Source organism: Pseudomonas yamanorum (assembly GCF_013386765.1).
Classification (GTDB): Bacteria; Pseudomonadota; Gammaproteobacteria; order Pseudomonadales; family Pseudomonadaceae; genus Aquipseudomonas; species Aquipseudomonas yamanorum_A.
On the sequence record NZ_JACARE010000018.1, the window covers coordinates 417,613 to 430,426 of the forward strand.

12 protein-coding genes are annotated in these 12,814 nt (G+C 58.7%); 8 read left to right on the forward strand and 4 right to left on the reverse strand.

Features of this window, described 5'->3' with window-relative positions; genetic code table 11:
* Window positions 1-305: 305 nt before the first annotated feature.
* The 4 genes from HX875_RS15285 to HX875_RS15300 all read left to right on the forward strand — a co-directional run bounded on the left by HX875_RS15285 (window position 306) and on the right by HX875_RS15300 (window position 4,906).
* Window positions 306-968 (forward strand): DUF1120 domain-containing protein, encoded by a 663-nt coding sequence (locus HX875_RS15285; protein ID WP_177043772.1) that lies wholly within the window; start codon window positions 306-308, stop codon window positions 966-968.
* Between the two features lie 123 nt (window positions 969-1,091).
* A complete protein-coding gene (locus HX875_RS15290; RefSeq protein WP_177043773.1) occupies window positions 1,092-1,808 on the forward strand; it encodes a fimbria/pilus chaperone family protein in 717 nt (238 codons plus the stop codon).
* 7 nt (window positions 1,809-1,815) lie between these two features.
* Entirely contained in the window at window positions 1,816-4,338 is a 2,523-nt protein-coding gene (locus HX875_RS15295; protein ID WP_177043774.1) for a fimbria/pilus outer membrane usher protein, read from the forward strand.
* Entirely contained in the window at window positions 4,289-4,906 is a 618-nt protein-coding gene (locus HX875_RS15300; RefSeq protein WP_177043775.1) for a hypothetical protein, read from the forward strand. Before HX875_RS15295 ends, HX875_RS15300 begins: the two co-directional genes overlap by 50 nt.
* Before the next feature lie 4 nt (window positions 4,907-4,910).
* Here the strand turns inward: HX875_RS15300 and HX875_RS15305 are convergent, their stop codons facing one another.
* The 4 genes from HX875_RS15305 to HX875_RS15320 are packed head-to-tail and all read right to left on the reverse strand — an operon-like array spanning window position 4,911 to window position 7,757.
* The gene (locus HX875_RS15305) at window positions 4,911-5,648 is read right to left on the reverse strand and encodes an amino acid ABC transporter ATP-binding protein (protein WP_177043776.1); all 738 of its coding nucleotides are present in this window, start codon (window positions 5,646-5,648) and stop codon (window positions 4,911-4,913) included.
* Complete coding sequence (locus HX875_RS15310) at window positions 5,635-6,285, reverse strand: amino acid ABC transporter permease (protein WP_177043777.1); 651 nt, start codon at window positions 6,283-6,285, stop codon at window positions 5,635-5,637. The genes HX875_RS15305 and HX875_RS15310 overlap by 14 nt, the downstream gene beginning before the upstream one ends.
* On the reverse strand, window positions 6,282-6,950 hold the full coding sequence (locus HX875_RS15315; protein ID WP_003213995.1) for an amino acid ABC transporter permease: 669 nt from the start codon (window positions 6,948-6,950) through the stop codon (window positions 6,282-6,284). The genes HX875_RS15310 and HX875_RS15315 overlap by 4 nt, the downstream gene beginning before the upstream one ends.
* Window positions 6,951-6,971: 21 nt before the next feature.
* Entirely contained in the window at window positions 6,972-7,757 is a 786-nt protein-coding gene (locus HX875_RS15320; RefSeq protein ID WP_017476630.1) for a transporter substrate-binding domain-containing protein, read from the reverse strand.
* Window positions 7,758-8,011: 254 nt separating this feature from the next.
* Here HX875_RS15320 and HX875_RS15325 point away from each other — a divergent pair, with 254 nt between their 5' ends.
* From HX875_RS15325 to HX875_RS15340, 4 genes are all read left to right on the forward strand, one after another.
* A complete protein-coding gene (locus HX875_RS15325) occupies window positions 8,012-8,707 on the forward strand; it encodes a FadR/GntR family transcriptional regulator (RefSeq protein ID WP_177043778.1) in 696 nt (231 codons plus the stop codon).
* Window positions 8,708-8,828: 121 nt separating this feature from the next.
* Window positions 8,829-9,158 (forward strand): thioredoxin TrxA, encoded by a 330-nt coding sequence (gene trxA / locus HX875_RS15330; RefSeq protein ID WP_003213989.1) that lies wholly within the window; start codon window positions 8,829-8,831, stop codon window positions 9,156-9,158.
* Between the two features lie 234 nt (window positions 9,159-9,392).
* Entirely contained in the window at window positions 9,393-10,652 is a 1,260-nt protein-coding gene (gene rho / locus HX875_RS15335) for a transcription termination factor Rho (RefSeq protein WP_008438874.1), read from the forward strand.
* Between the two features lie 155 nt (window positions 10,653-10,807).
* Complete coding sequence (locus HX875_RS15340; protein WP_177043779.1) at window positions 10,808-12,793, forward strand: acyltransferase family protein; 1,986 nt, start codon at window positions 10,808-10,810, stop codon at window positions 12,791-12,793.
* The last annotated feature ends 21 nt before the right edge of the window (window positions 12,794-12,814 follow it).

Below are 12,814 nucleotides of genomic sequence, written 5' to 3' on the forward strand. Positions count from 1 at the left end.
ACAGAAATTTCTAATTTTAATAGGAAAGGCGAATATCCCTACACGCGTGGGTTATTTGTTTAAGTGGATAATTAAGTCAGGACTACTGCCGGGATGACTTAAAGGGGCATTATTTTTTTACGGCTCTTACATTAGATCAGGCGTCGTCTCATTCTTTCTTTTGGTACTAACGAGAGAGACTGTCACTCGGCGATTGTGCCGTGGTGTTATTTATTTGTAGTTCGCTTATCAAGGTCGATAGTTGTTGGGCATGGAGTTGCCCGGTGAACCAAATGCACCTGATAACTTTCAGTGACAGGATGAACATGAAAAAACAATTTGGTTTGGCAATAGGTATTGCGTGCTTGGCGGCCAGTATGGGTGCTCAAGCAGATACAAGTGGCTCCGGGAACCTGAGGGTTATCGGCACCATTAAGCCAGCGGCCTGCACGGTAGGCCTCGGCGCCAGTGGCGGCACTGTTGATTACGGTACGATCAATGCGTCGAGCATCCCGCCATCCTCTTTTCTTCCCCTGCAAGAAAAGACGCTACCCCTGACCGTCAACTGTGGAACGGCTGCTGCTCAGATGGCACTGTCCGTTACCGACTCGCAGGCAACCAGTACAGTGGCCGGTATTCTGGGAACCGGCTTTCCGGAGAGCCAGAATTTTGGCCTGGGCATGGTCGGGACCAACCGTACCGGCGGGTATTCGGTCAGGCTGTCCAATTTGACCAGCGCGGGCACCGCCCTGTATCCGCTTAAAAGGGCCAGTTCAAGTGGCGCGTGGGTGTACAGCAGCGATGGCAGGGTAGACAAGCAGCCTTACCAGCACTCCTGGAGCCGCAATACCAGCCCCACTCCAGCCTCGGTCACTTCAGTTACCGGCACCCTCGTAGTCAGGGCCGTTATCAATCGTGGCAGTGCGTTGGACCTTAGTAGAGATATTCCGTTGAATGGACTTGCCACTTTGGTGGTGACTCGGATCTAACTATATAAACACGACCAGCATCTGGCATGTGGACATGCGCCACAGCTTCGTGCTGGTTGTTTATATGCATAAGTGTGCTTCGTGGTTATCAACGGTACTTTATTTGTTTGCGGGTAGAGCTCGATGAGTCGTCTTTTAAGCGCGGTTGTTACCCTGTTTTCATGTGCAAGTTTTTCTTTTTTGGTTAGTTGCGGTGTGATGGCGGACGGAATGGAGCCGGAGACGTCTGTCGTTATTGTTTATGAAGAAAATGGCGAGGCAACCATCAATATAAAAAACACGGACGCTGCTCCGGCGTTACTTCACTCGGTCATTCAGAACGTTCCGGAAGACCTGGCGCCGCTGTTGATCGTTACGCCACCTATCGCCCGTGTCGAGCCTGGCGAAACTCAGCTCGTGCGGTTTATCAGTACCTTGAAGGAGCCGCTCAAGACTCAGCGTTTGAAGCGTGTCACCTTTGAAGGGATTCCACAGGCCCGGGCAGAAGGGCGCGCGACAATTGGCATTACCATTCGACAGGATTTGCCGTTGATCCTGCACCCCAAAGGCTTGCCACGGAATCAAGAGCCATGGAAGTTGCTGAAGTGGAAGTTGCGGGGCGATCGGCTGACGGTTCATAACGACAGTGCTTACGTGGTTCGGATGGGACTGGAGGTGCACCTCCTGCCGTCAAGGCACCCGGCGATATTGCCGCGTACTTATATCCTGCCGGGCGAGGTGTTATCGACCAGCATCGAAGGGGCGGTGGCCAAGGTCAGCGGTATCGAGATTCAGCCGGCGACCGTTTACGGCTATTCGGCGACCGCCTACGAAGCTTCCGTTGTAGTCGAGGCGGGCTGATCGGTCTATGAGAATCGCTACCCATTCAAACTGTCTGGACCTTTCTGTACTGCCTGCGCGAACCTCGGTTTCCCGGGCTTGCGGTTCTGGAATCTTTATCGGCCTGGCAACGCTGTGGAGCGTTCCGGCACAGGCGCTTGAGTTGGGGGAGGGCTTTGATCTCGCCGTTTTGTCGGCGAACGGAATCGACCCGAAGGTGGCCCACTACTTTCGCAGCGCAGCGCGATTCCGCGAGGGCGCTCATGTGGTGGGGCTGCAGGTCAACGGTAACTCATTAGGCCTGGTGGAGGCGCGCTTCGACTACCAGGGACAGCTGTGTTTTACCCCGGGACTTTTGGAAAAAGCCGGTTTAAGGGTGCCAGTCGCCGTCATCCGACAGGGCACTGCTCCCGATCAGGCGTGTCATGACTTTCTTGGCGAGTACCCCGCGACGATCGTCAGGTTGCGTCCCGGGAGCGATGAGGTCTTGCTGGTCGTGCCCACTCAGTCAATACGTGATCCCGAGTGGGAAGCCGGGAGTTTTTCCCGGGGCGGATCAGCAGCCTTGTTCAATTACGATGTTCAGGGGTTCGAGGACCGCTTCGAAAGCGGCTCTTCGCGCTCCGTTTCCGCCTACACCGAGGCGGGATTCAACATCGGGAACTGGATTGTTCGCAGCCGCCAGTTCTATGTCTCCGACAATGGCAAGAGCAGTACCGAGCATGTGAATGCGTACGCCCAACGCGATTTCGTATCCCTGAAGTCAACGTTCCAGGTCGGGCAGATTTCCAGCAACAATCCGTTGTTCGGTGGGTTACAGATGTCTGGTTTCCAGCTCTCACCCGATGGCCAGTCGCGCAGTCCGGGTGGTGGCAGCCGTGTGGTGGTCGAAGGATTGGCCCAAAACCCGTCCCGGGTTGAGGTGCGCCAGGCTGGGGTGCTGATCCATACGACACTGGTGCCGGAAGGCCCGTTCGCCTTGAGCGGGTTACCACTGCTCAATGGCACCAGTGATCTTGAGGTCAGTGTCATTGGTACCCGCGGCGGTAGACATAGCTTCACCGTACCCGCTGCGTCCTTTGCGAGTGGGGTACCGGTAGTGCCCGGTTATTACTTCTCCTTGGGTAAGGTGCGTGGGGCAACGCAGGATGCAGGGGAGTCGCCGGTCGTAGCGATGGGAAGCGGGACTTGGGGCATGGGGCGGGACTCGTCATTGGGCTTCGGCCTGCTGAGTACCGACGAATACCAGGCGGCGGGGGGAGTGTTGAGCAGTGTATTTTTCCAGCGCCTTTCGCTTGGCGTGCGCCAGAACCTGTCACGCGATGGCCAGGGTGATGTTAGCGGGGCTCGCAGTTCCATTTCCGTGGGCAGTCCGCTGGTTGCCGGCATTGAAATGAGCTTGAGTGCCACTACCCAGACGCGGGGCTATCGGGAGGTACTGGAAGCGGGGCAATCGACGCGTAATGACCTGTTGGATACCCGTTTCAAGAATCAATACACGCTGGGTTTGAGCTGGGCAGATCGGTCCTTGGGAGGCTTCTCCGTCAGCTACTCTCGCAACTCACAATTTGATGGTCAATCGGCCGAGCACGTATTTGCCTCATGGAATCAGGCATTCAATGGCACCCAGGTGGCATTGATTGCGGACTCCCGGGTGGGCGGCTCTCGGCCGCGCAAGATCAAAAACACCCAGCGTGATGAGCGCAGTGATGTGTCCGACAAGGGGCTTTCGCTTCGGTTGCAGGTCACGGTGCCGTTTGGTGGGGATCGCCGTGTCACGTCTTATGCCAGTCGGCGTGGTGACAGGGTCGATCTTGGAACCGCGTTCAGTGATCGGATCAACGATTACGTGAACTATGAAGTAGGTGTTGCACGTGAGCAGGCAAGCGGTACGGAGTCTGTTCAAGCCCGTGTGAATGCCATGCCGCGTTACACCCAGCTTGGGTTAGGCGTGCAGCGTGACTCATTGGGCACCGGTTACACCGGTCAATTGCAAGGCGGCGTGGTGGCTCACGAGCGGGGCATGACGTTCTCGCCCTACGCCATCCAGGACACCTTTGGAATCGTCTCGGTGGGCGATGTCGGGGCGGCCAAGATTTCGACGCCGCAGGGTCCCGTTTGGACCGATTATCGGGGGCAGGCGGTGATCGCAGGCCTGCCTGCCTATCACCGCAGCCAGGTTGAAGTGCAAACCCAATCCCTGCCCAAGCGCGTTGATCTGAAAAACGGTACCAAGGTCCTTTCTGCCGGACGCGGCTCTTTCAATACGGTCGATTTTGAGGTGGTGAAAGTGCGACGTTTATTACTTGAGGTTCGTGACGAGCATGGACACCCTTTGCCGCAAGGGGCCTCGGTATTCGACAGCAACAATGCTTTCCTGACCAGCGTAGTGGGCGAGGGCGCAGTTTTTCTAAACAGCCTGGATGAGTCCCGCACGCTGAGTATCTCCTTGCCGGACTCAACCACCTGCGAGTTGCAACTGAACCTTGAGCCTGAATCCAATGACGACAAATTCTACGAAACAGCTTCGGCAATCTGCCGTGCCCGGTGAGCCAGCGGAGTGTTTTGAATGGGGACGCTTGCGTTACGGGCTTTTCCTCTATGTGCTGCTTTTTGTGGTGATGTTGGCCAATGAGGCCCGGGCCGATAACTGTCGTGTGTCCTTGAGCCAGCCTCGGGTTGATTACGGCTTGATCCGCCGAGCCGAGCGGTTGGATATGCCGTCCGGTCAGCCGCAGCTCGCCCTGGGCAAGCGCACCCTGCGCCTGAGCATTGCCTGTGAGGAACCGGTATCCATGGCGCTGCGTTTTACGGGCATACCCGCTGGCGCACAGGGGTTTCGGTTTGGGCGCCAGGGGCATTTCACCCTGAGTCTGCAATCCGCTCAAGTCGATGGAAAAGCCGTTGAACTGGCGATGTCACGCTTGCCAGGCGAGCCCGCGACCGGGCAATTGTTGCCAGGCCATGCGCTTGTTGCACAGGCGGCCGGTATGCCTGTGCAGGGGCGCCGCTTTACTGCCGTGGTCAACGTCGAGACCTTCCTGCCTGCCTTACAGGCAGTAAGGGATGAGACGATATTTGAAGGGCAGGGAGATTTTGAGTGGGCTCCTGGGGCCTGATGTGTCAGGCCGTGTGCTCCACTGAGCCAATAAAATTGGCCAGCTCGGCCGTCTGCGGGTTGGCAAACAGGACTTTCGGGTCGCCGACTTCGTGCACCTTGCCCTGGTGCATGAACACCAGTTTGTCACCCACTTCCCGGGCAAACCGCATCTCATGGGTGACCATTATCAGGGTCATGCCATCCTTGGCCAATTGGCGCACCACGCTGAGCACTTCGTTGACCAACTCCGGGTCCAGGGCCGAGGTGATTTCATCGCACAGCAACACCTTGGGCGACATCGCCAGTGCCCGGGCAATGGCTACACGCTGCTGCTGCCCGCCGGACAGGCGATCGGGAAAGGCGTCGAACTTCTCCCCCAGTCCCACCCGCTCGAGCATCTGCCGCGCCAGTTGCGCGGCCTTGGCCCTGGGTACTTTCTGCACCACTTGCGGAGCTAGCATGACGTTCTCCCCCACGGTCAGGTGCGGGAACAGGTTGAACTGCTGGAACACCATGCCGACCTTCTGGCGCAAGGTACGCAGGTCGGCACGGGCGGCATCGAGGTATTCACCGTCGACTTCGATCACCCCGTCGTTGATCGATTCCAGGCCATTGAGGGTGCGCAGCAAGGTGGATTTACCCGAGCCGCTGCGGCCGATGATCGCCACCACCTGGCCTTCTTCGACACTCAGGTCGATGCCCTTGAGTACGTGGTGATCGCCGTAATACTTATGCAGGGCGGAAATTCTAAGCAGAGGCATGCAGTCTCCTTTCCAGGTAGCGCGCACTGAGGGACAACGGGTAGCAGAGCAGGAAGTAACCCAGCGCCACCAGGCCATAGACCATGAAGGGTTCGAAGGTAGCGTTGGCGAGCATGCCGCCGGTTTTGGTCAGCTCGGTAAAACCGATAATCGAGGTCACGGCGGTGCCTTTGACCACTTGCACCGAGAAACCCACGGTTGGCGCCACGGCAATGCGCAGGGCCTGGGGCAGGATCACGTAGCGCAATTGCTCGAGCGGGTTGAGGGCCAGGCTCGCGGACGCCTCCCATTGCCCGTGGGCGATGGAGTCGACGCAGCCGCGCCAGATCTCGGCCAGGTAGGCGCTGGTAAACAGGGTCAAGGCAATCGCCGCCGCCAGCCAGGGTGAAATGTCCACCCCAAGCAAGGCGACACCGAAAAACACCAGGAACAACTGCATCAACAGCGGCGTGCCCTGGAACAGTTCAATGTAGGTACGGGCGAGGTTGCGCGGGAACGCTTTGCGGCTGATGCGCATCGTCATCACCAGCAAACCGATCACGCCGCCGCCAATAAACGCCACCAGCGACAACAACAACGTCCACTGCAAACCGGTGAGCAGGTTGCGCACGATGTCCCAGAAGGAAAAATCACTCATCGGGCGTTCCTCATCACGTAGCGTCGACCGATCCAGTTCAGCAGTTGGCGGATCATCAGCGCCATGCACAGGTAGACCAAGGTCGTCAGCGCGTAGGTTTCAAACGCGCGGAAGTTGCGCGACTGGATAAAGTTGGCGGCAAAGCTCAGCTCTTCAGTAGCGATCTGTGAGCAGACCGCCGAACCGAGCATCACGATGATGATCTGGCTGCTCAGGGCGGGCCAGACCTTGCCCAGCGCCGGCAGCAACACCACATGGCGGAACGCCTCGAAACGCGTCATCGCCAGTGCGGCCGCTGCTTCCAGTTGGCCGCGAGGGATCGCCTGGATCCCGGCGCGGATGATCTCTGTGGAGTAAGCCCCCAGGTTGATCACCATCGCCAGCACAGCTGCTTGCCATTCGGTGATTTTCAGTCCGAGGGACGGCAGGCCGAAGAAGATGAAAAACAACTGCACCAGGAACGGCGTGTTGCGGATCAACTCGACATACACCCCGAAGATCCAGCTGAAGGGCTGGATCTTCCACGCCCGCACCACGGCGCCAACGATTCCCAGCGCCACCCCCAGCACCGCGCCGATGGCGGTCAGCTCAAGGGTGAACAGCGCGCCGCGCAGCAACAGATCGGTATTGGCCAGCACCGGCACAAAGTCGAATTGATAGGCCATGTGTAACCCTCGTTACCGCGATCAGAGATCAGCCGGCAGCGGCTCTTTGAGCCACTGCATTGCATTCTTTTCCAGGCTGCCGTCGGCCTTGGCCGCGACCAGGATCTGGTTGACCTTGTCCAGCAGCGCCGGCTCGTTCTTGTTCACGCCCACGTACACCGGCGAGTCCTTGAGCTTCACTTTCAGTGCAGGTACGCGCTTGGGATTGCGCTCGCTGATGGCCACCATCACCACGTTGCCGCTGGCAATCAGGTCCACCTGGCCGGCCAGGTAGGCGGCGATGGTCGAGTTGTTGTCCTCAAAACGTTTGATCGTGGCTTCCTTCGGGGCAACGGCAGTCAGCTCGATGTCCTCGATGGCGCCACGGGTCACGCTGATGGTTTTGCCCTTGAGGTCGTCAACGGTGCTGATCGGCGCATCCGGCGGGCCGAATACGGCGAGGTAGAACGGCGCGTAGGCCTTGGAGAAGTCGATGACCTTCTCGCGCTCGGGGTTCTTGCCCAGGCTGGAAATCACCAGGTCGACCTTGCCGGTGGTGAGGAACGGAATGCGGTTGGTGCTGTTGACCGGGGTCAGTTCAAGTTTGACCTTGAGCTGGTCGGCCAGCAGTTTTGCGGTGTCGATGTCCAGGCCACGGGGCTTCATGTCGGGGCCTACCGAGCCGAACGGTGGGAAATCCTGAGGTACGGCCACCTTGAGGGTGCCACGGGCGACGATATCGTCCAGACCGTTGGCCTGGGCGGGCGCCTGGCTCAGCATCAGGCTGGCAAACAGGGCAGTGAGCAGGGCGCTGCAACGCTTGGTCATGGCAACTCTCCGAAAAGGACGAAAGGATTTTCTGAGTTTCGCCAGTGCACAGCCCATGCCAGCACTGCCTTAATGACCGCAGAGGCCGGTAGTCATTGAGTTCTGGCGGTCTTACTGGTCTGAACAGTTGCTGCGCTTTCTGCACCCTTTTCGAGCGTCGCCAAAAACCCGCGAGCCCCTTTGGGGCGTGGCTTGCCGGGCGCCGTGAATAGCTTTACAACTAGCTGCTCAGTTGACTGGAAACTTGAGTTTTTATGAATTCCATCGCCCAAGCCGTACCGGAAGTGGCGCTACAGGCCATCCGCAAATTGATCGCTGACGAGGGCTTCGGGCCGGGCGATGCATTGCCCTCCCAGCGCGATTTGGCGCTGCAATTGGGCGTGAGCCGGGCCTCGTTGCGTGAAGCCTTGTCATCCCTCAGTGCCTTGGGCGTGGTGAGTGTGCAGCCGGGCAAGGGTGTGTTCGTGCAGGCGGCTGAAGAGCCCCCGGGTTTGGCCTGGCCGTTTACGGCGCAGGCGACGCCGCTGGATATCTTTCAACTGCGCTACGCCCTGGAAGGCTTTGCGGCGGGGCTGGCAGCCGTGACGTTGACCACCGGGGAGCTGGACATCCTGGAAGATAATGTCGAGGCGATGCGCAAGGAGCTCAAGGCCTTGGACTTTGAAGCGGCGGCTCGGCTGGACTTCGAATTCCACCAGCGCATCCTGCTGGCCAGCGGCAATCAGGCGATGGTGAGCATCCTCAGTGCCAGTGCTGAGGTGTTCCTGGAGAGTCAGAAGTTACCGTTCATCCGGCCGGAACGGGCCATGGAGACCTGGCAGGAGCACCGCAAGATCCTCCGTGCACTGGCCCGGCGCGCCAGCGGGGCGGCGCAGAAAAGCATGCAGGAGCACGTACGTAACGCGGCGCTGCGCACCGGCATTGCCTTCATCACTCCCGTGACCCCTTGAGTTGGGCTATACCCAAACTCATGCGCCATCATAGGAAGAGTCAATCAGCTGCGGCTTCCTGAACGCGGGAAGGGCGGCTATGATGGGCAACGTTTTTTTTGCTTACAACCCGGAGACATCCATGAGCAACGATCTTATCAAGCACGTCACCGACGCGACCTTTGAGGCCGAAGTACTGAAGGCCCAGGGCCCGGTGCTGGTTGACTACTGGGCTGAGTGGTGCGGTCCTTGCAAAATGATCGCTCCGGTCCTGGACGACATTGCTACCACTTATGAAGGCAAGCTGACCATCGCCAAGCTGAACATCGACGACAACCAGGAAACCCCGGCCAAGCACGGCGTGCGTGGTATCCCGACCCTGATGCTGTTCAAGAACGGCAACGTCGAAGCCACCAAGGTCGGCGCACTGTCGAAGTCCCAGCTGCAAGCTTTCCTCGACGCCAACATCTAAGCGTCCTCAAAAGGCCCCGCAAATTGCGGGGCTTTTTCGTGAAACAGGGCTAGACGCTCTGAAACTCAGGTGGTACATTCGGCCCCGCACTGGTTTCTCCACTGCCCCCTGCAAGCCGTCGCCGACGCTCTCCTTTTCGATTAGTACGCGATCCTGTCGCCTTCTCTGCGGCGCGGCCTCATTAAGCCAAAAGCTTAATTTCCCCCCCTCCATAAATGATTACGTCATTCCTATATGAATCTGACTGAACTCAAGCAAAAGCCGATTACCGAACTGCTCGAATTGGCCGAACAGATGGGCATAGAAAATATGGCCCGTTCGCGCAAGCAGGACGTGATTTTCTCCCTGCTGAAAAAGCACGCGAAAAGCGGCGAGGAAATCTCCGGTGATGGCGTGCTGGAGATTCTCCAGGACGGCTTCGGCTTCCTCCGCTCTGCAGACGCCTCCTATCTTGCCGGCCCAGACGATATCTACGTCTCGCCGAGCCAGATCCGTCGCTTCAATTTGCGCACCGGTGACACCATCGTTGGCAAGATCCGCCCTCCAAAGGAAGGCGAGCGTTATTTCGCCCTGCTCAAGGTCGACACGATCAACTACGATCGTCCCGAGAACGCGAAAAACAAGATTCTCTTCGAGAACCTGACCCCGCTGTTCCCGACCGTGCGTATGAAGATGGAAGCCGGCAACGGTTCCACCGAAGACTTGACCGGTCGTGTCATCGACCTGTGCGCCCCGATCGGTAAAGGCCAGCGCGGCCTGATCGTTGCGCCGCCGAAAGCCGGTAAGACCATCATGCTGCAGAACATCGCAGCGAACATCGCCCGTAACAACCCTGAAGTTCACCTGATCGTGCTGCTGATCGATGAGCGTCCGGAAGAAGTGACCGAAATGCAGCGCACCGTGCGCGGCGAAGTGGTTGCCTCGACGTTCGATGAGCCGCCAACCCGCCACGTGCAGGTTGCCGAAATGGTGATCGAGAAGGCCAAGCGCCTGGTCGAACACAAGAAAGACGTGGTGATCCTGCTCGACTCCATCACCCGTCTGGCCCGTGCCTACAACACCGTGATCCCGAGCTCCGGCAAAGTGCTCACCGGTGGTGTCGATGCCCACGCCCTGGAGAAACCGAAACGTTTCTTCGGCGCTGCGCGGAACATCGAAGAAGGCGGCTCGCTGACCATCATCGCCACCGCGCTGGTTGAAACCGGCTCGAAGATGGATGAAGTGATCTACGAAGAGTTTAAAGGTACCGGTAACATGGAACTGCCTTTGGACCGTCGTATCGCTGAGAAGCGTGTGTTCCCGGCCATCAACATCAACCGTTCCGGCACACGCCGCGAAGAGTTGCTGACCGCCGACGACGAACTGCAGCGTATGTGGATCCTGCGCAAGCTGCTGCACCCGATGGACGAAGTTGCAGCCATCGAGTTCCTGATCGACAAGCTGAAAACCACCAAGACCAACGACGAGTTCTTCTTGTCGATGAAGCGCAAGTAACACGACGCTTCAGGTCCAAAAGAATGGCGCCCCACGGGGCGTCATTTTTTTTGTGTCAAAAAAGGGAGGTTTGGCGCAAGCGTGTGTCTGTTTAGAGACAAAAGGCGAGCGTGACTGCGCTTGCTGTCAATCTGACCGGGCTAATAACAAGATTTATGACCACTCTCGCTTATCGCAGGGACATTGACGGCCTGCGTGCCATAGCTGTTATCGCGGTTGTGCTGTTTCATTTTGGTGTGCCGGGTTTCACTGGCGGTTTTGTTGGTGTCGACGTTTTTTTCGTGATCTCCGGTTATCTGATCACCTCGATCATCTGGCGCGAACGTCAGGCGGGGCGTTTCAGTTTCATCGAATTCTGGGCCCGACGCGCTCGGCGTATCCTGCCGGCGCTCTTTGTGATGATGCTCGGCACGCTGGCGGTGGGATGGTTTCTGCTGGCGCCCAAGGATTACAGCGAGTTGGGCCGCTCGATGCACAATCAGGTGGTGTTTATCTCCAACCTGTTTTTCATGCGCCAGGATGGCTATTTTGACGTGGCCTCCGACCTCAAGCCATTGCTGCATACCTGGTCGTTGTCAGTTGAAGAGCAGTTCTACATTGTTTTCCCGCTGCTGCTGACGCTGCTGTCGAGCCGGCTCAAACACTGGCGTACAGCGCTGTTCGTGTTGTTGCTGGTGTCTTTCGGGATGAGCGCGTGGGCGGTCGCTCACGCTCCGGAAAGAGCCTTTTTCCTGCTGCAGATGCGTGCCTGGGAGCTGCTGGCCGGTGCCATGCTGGCGGTTATCCCGGCACGCGAGTACCGCGCTAGCCTGGCCTTGGCGCAGGCCGTCAGTCTTGCCGGCCTTGGCCTGATCCTGCTGGCGGTCTTCGCCTATGACCCGAGCACCCCGTTTCCCGGTGCTGCGGCCCTGTTGCCGGTGCTGGGTGTGGTGTGCCTGATCTGGGCCAACGGCCAGCAAGCCACCCTGGCGGGCAAGCTGCTGGGCAGTCGCCTATTGGTGGGGATTGGCCTGATTTCCTACTCCTGGTACCTGTGGCATTGGCCGGTGTATGTGTTCGGCAAGTACGCCAGTGTCGACGGGCTGGGCCCGTGGGAGCTCGGCGCGCTGTTTGGGTTGAGCCTGGTGCTGGGTTATGGATCCTGGCGCTTCGTCGAGGCGCCGTTCCGTGAGCGTCGGTTGTTGGCAGGGCGCAAGCAAATCCTGGTGGTGGCGGGTATCGCGCTGCTTGGGGTGGGGCTGCTCGGCAAAGGACTGGTCTGGACGCAGGGTTTGCCTTGGCGCCTGTCGCCCGAGGCGTTGCAATTTGCCCAGGCGCGCACGTGGAGCCCGGACCTGATGGCCTGCCTGGTGGATGGGGGGAAGAATCGCCACCATGGATTTTGTCATTTCGGCCCTCAGTCGGGCCCGACACGCGCGCTGGTTTGGGGTGATAGTCATGCCACGTCCCTGGTTCCGGCATTGCAAGACGGTGCAAGCAAGTACGGGGTCAGCGTCACCCAGGCGGGTTATGCCGGTTGCCTGCCGTTTAATCGCAAAGAGAGCGTTCCAGGCTGCTTGAGCTTCAACCAGAAGGTCACCCAACTGCTGGGCCAGGAAACCTTTAGCGACGTGGTGCTGGTGGCGCGCTGGAGCCTGTACGTTTATGGGCAGCGCGATGGCGACACCGAGTTCTCGCTGCTGGACCCGAAGACCGGAACCTATGACCGGGCCTTCGCCGAGCAGCGTTTCGACGAAAGCATACGTGCCCTTGTGCAGCAGTTGCGCTCCGGTGGCCATCGGGTGTGGCTGGTCAAGGAAGTCCCCCTGCAGGAGTTCAGTGCGCCTTATCGCCTCAGCCGCCTGGCGATGCTCGGCCGGCCCACCGACAAAGAGGGAATGCCCCTGGCTGAACATCTCCAGCGCCAGGCCTATATCAGCCACGTATTCGAAAAAATCGCTGCTGCTGATCCTGGGGTGAAGGTGCTGGATCCGGCCCCGAAGTTATGCAGTGTGAATGACTGGTGCCGTGTGGAGCTGGGGGGCCAGTCGCTGTACACCGACGACAATCATCTCTCTGCAGTCGGTTCGCGGTATGTCGAGGGGTTCCTTGAACCGTTGTTCAAGGCCTTGAGAGATGAAACCCAGGCGTCGGCTCTTTGAGTCGGTGTCGTCGGCAATGCT

What these genes read in the sequence shown, in the direction of transcription:
- HX875_RS15285 (WP_177043772.1), top strand. Translation starts at nt 306, where the DNA reads ATGAAAAAACAATTTGGTTTGGCAATAGGTATTGCGTGCTTGGCGGCC.
- HX875_RS15310 (WP_177043777.1), bottom strand. Translation starts at nt 6,285, where the DNA reads ATGAGTGATTTTTCCTTCTGGGACATCGTGCGCAACCTGCTCACCGGT.
- HX875_RS15315 (WP_003213995.1), bottom strand. Translation starts at nt 6,950, where the DNA reads ATGGCCTATCAATTCGACTTTGTGCCGGTGCTGGCCAATACCGATCTG.
- HX875_RS15305 (WP_177043776.1), bottom strand. Translation starts at nt 5,648, where the DNA reads ATGCCTCTGCTTAGAATTTCCGCCCTGCATAAGTATTACGGCGATCAC.
- rho (WP_008438874.1), top strand. Translation starts at nt 9,393, where the DNA reads ATGAATCTGACTGAACTCAAGCAAAAGCCGATTACCGAACTGCTCGAA.
- trxA (WP_003213989.1), top strand. Translation starts at nt 8,829, where the DNA reads ATGAGCAACGATCTTATCAAGCACGTCACCGACGCGACCTTTGAGGCC.
- HX875_RS15325 (WP_177043778.1), top strand. Translation starts at nt 8,012, where the DNA reads ATGAATTCCATCGCCCAAGCCGTACCGGAAGTGGCGCTACAGGCCATC.
- HX875_RS15295 (WP_177043774.1), top strand. Translation starts at nt 1,816, where the DNA reads ATGAGAATCGCTACCCATTCAAACTGTCTGGACCTTTCTGTACTGCCT.
- HX875_RS15320 (WP_017476630.1), bottom strand. Translation starts at nt 7,757, where the DNA reads ATGACCAAGCGTTGCAGCGCCCTGCTCACTGCCCTGTTTGCCAGCCTG.
- HX875_RS15300 (WP_177043775.1), top strand. Translation starts at nt 4,289, where the DNA reads ATGACGACAAATTCTACGAAACAGCTTCGGCAATCTGCCGTGCCCGGT.
- HX875_RS15340 (WP_177043779.1), top strand. Translation starts at nt 10,808, where the DNA reads ATGACCACTCTCGCTTATCGCAGGGACATTGACGGCCTGCGTGCCATA.
- HX875_RS15290 (WP_177043773.1), top strand. Translation starts at nt 1,092, where the DNA reads ATGAGTCGTCTTTTAAGCGCGGTTGTTACCCTGTTTTCATGTGCAAGT.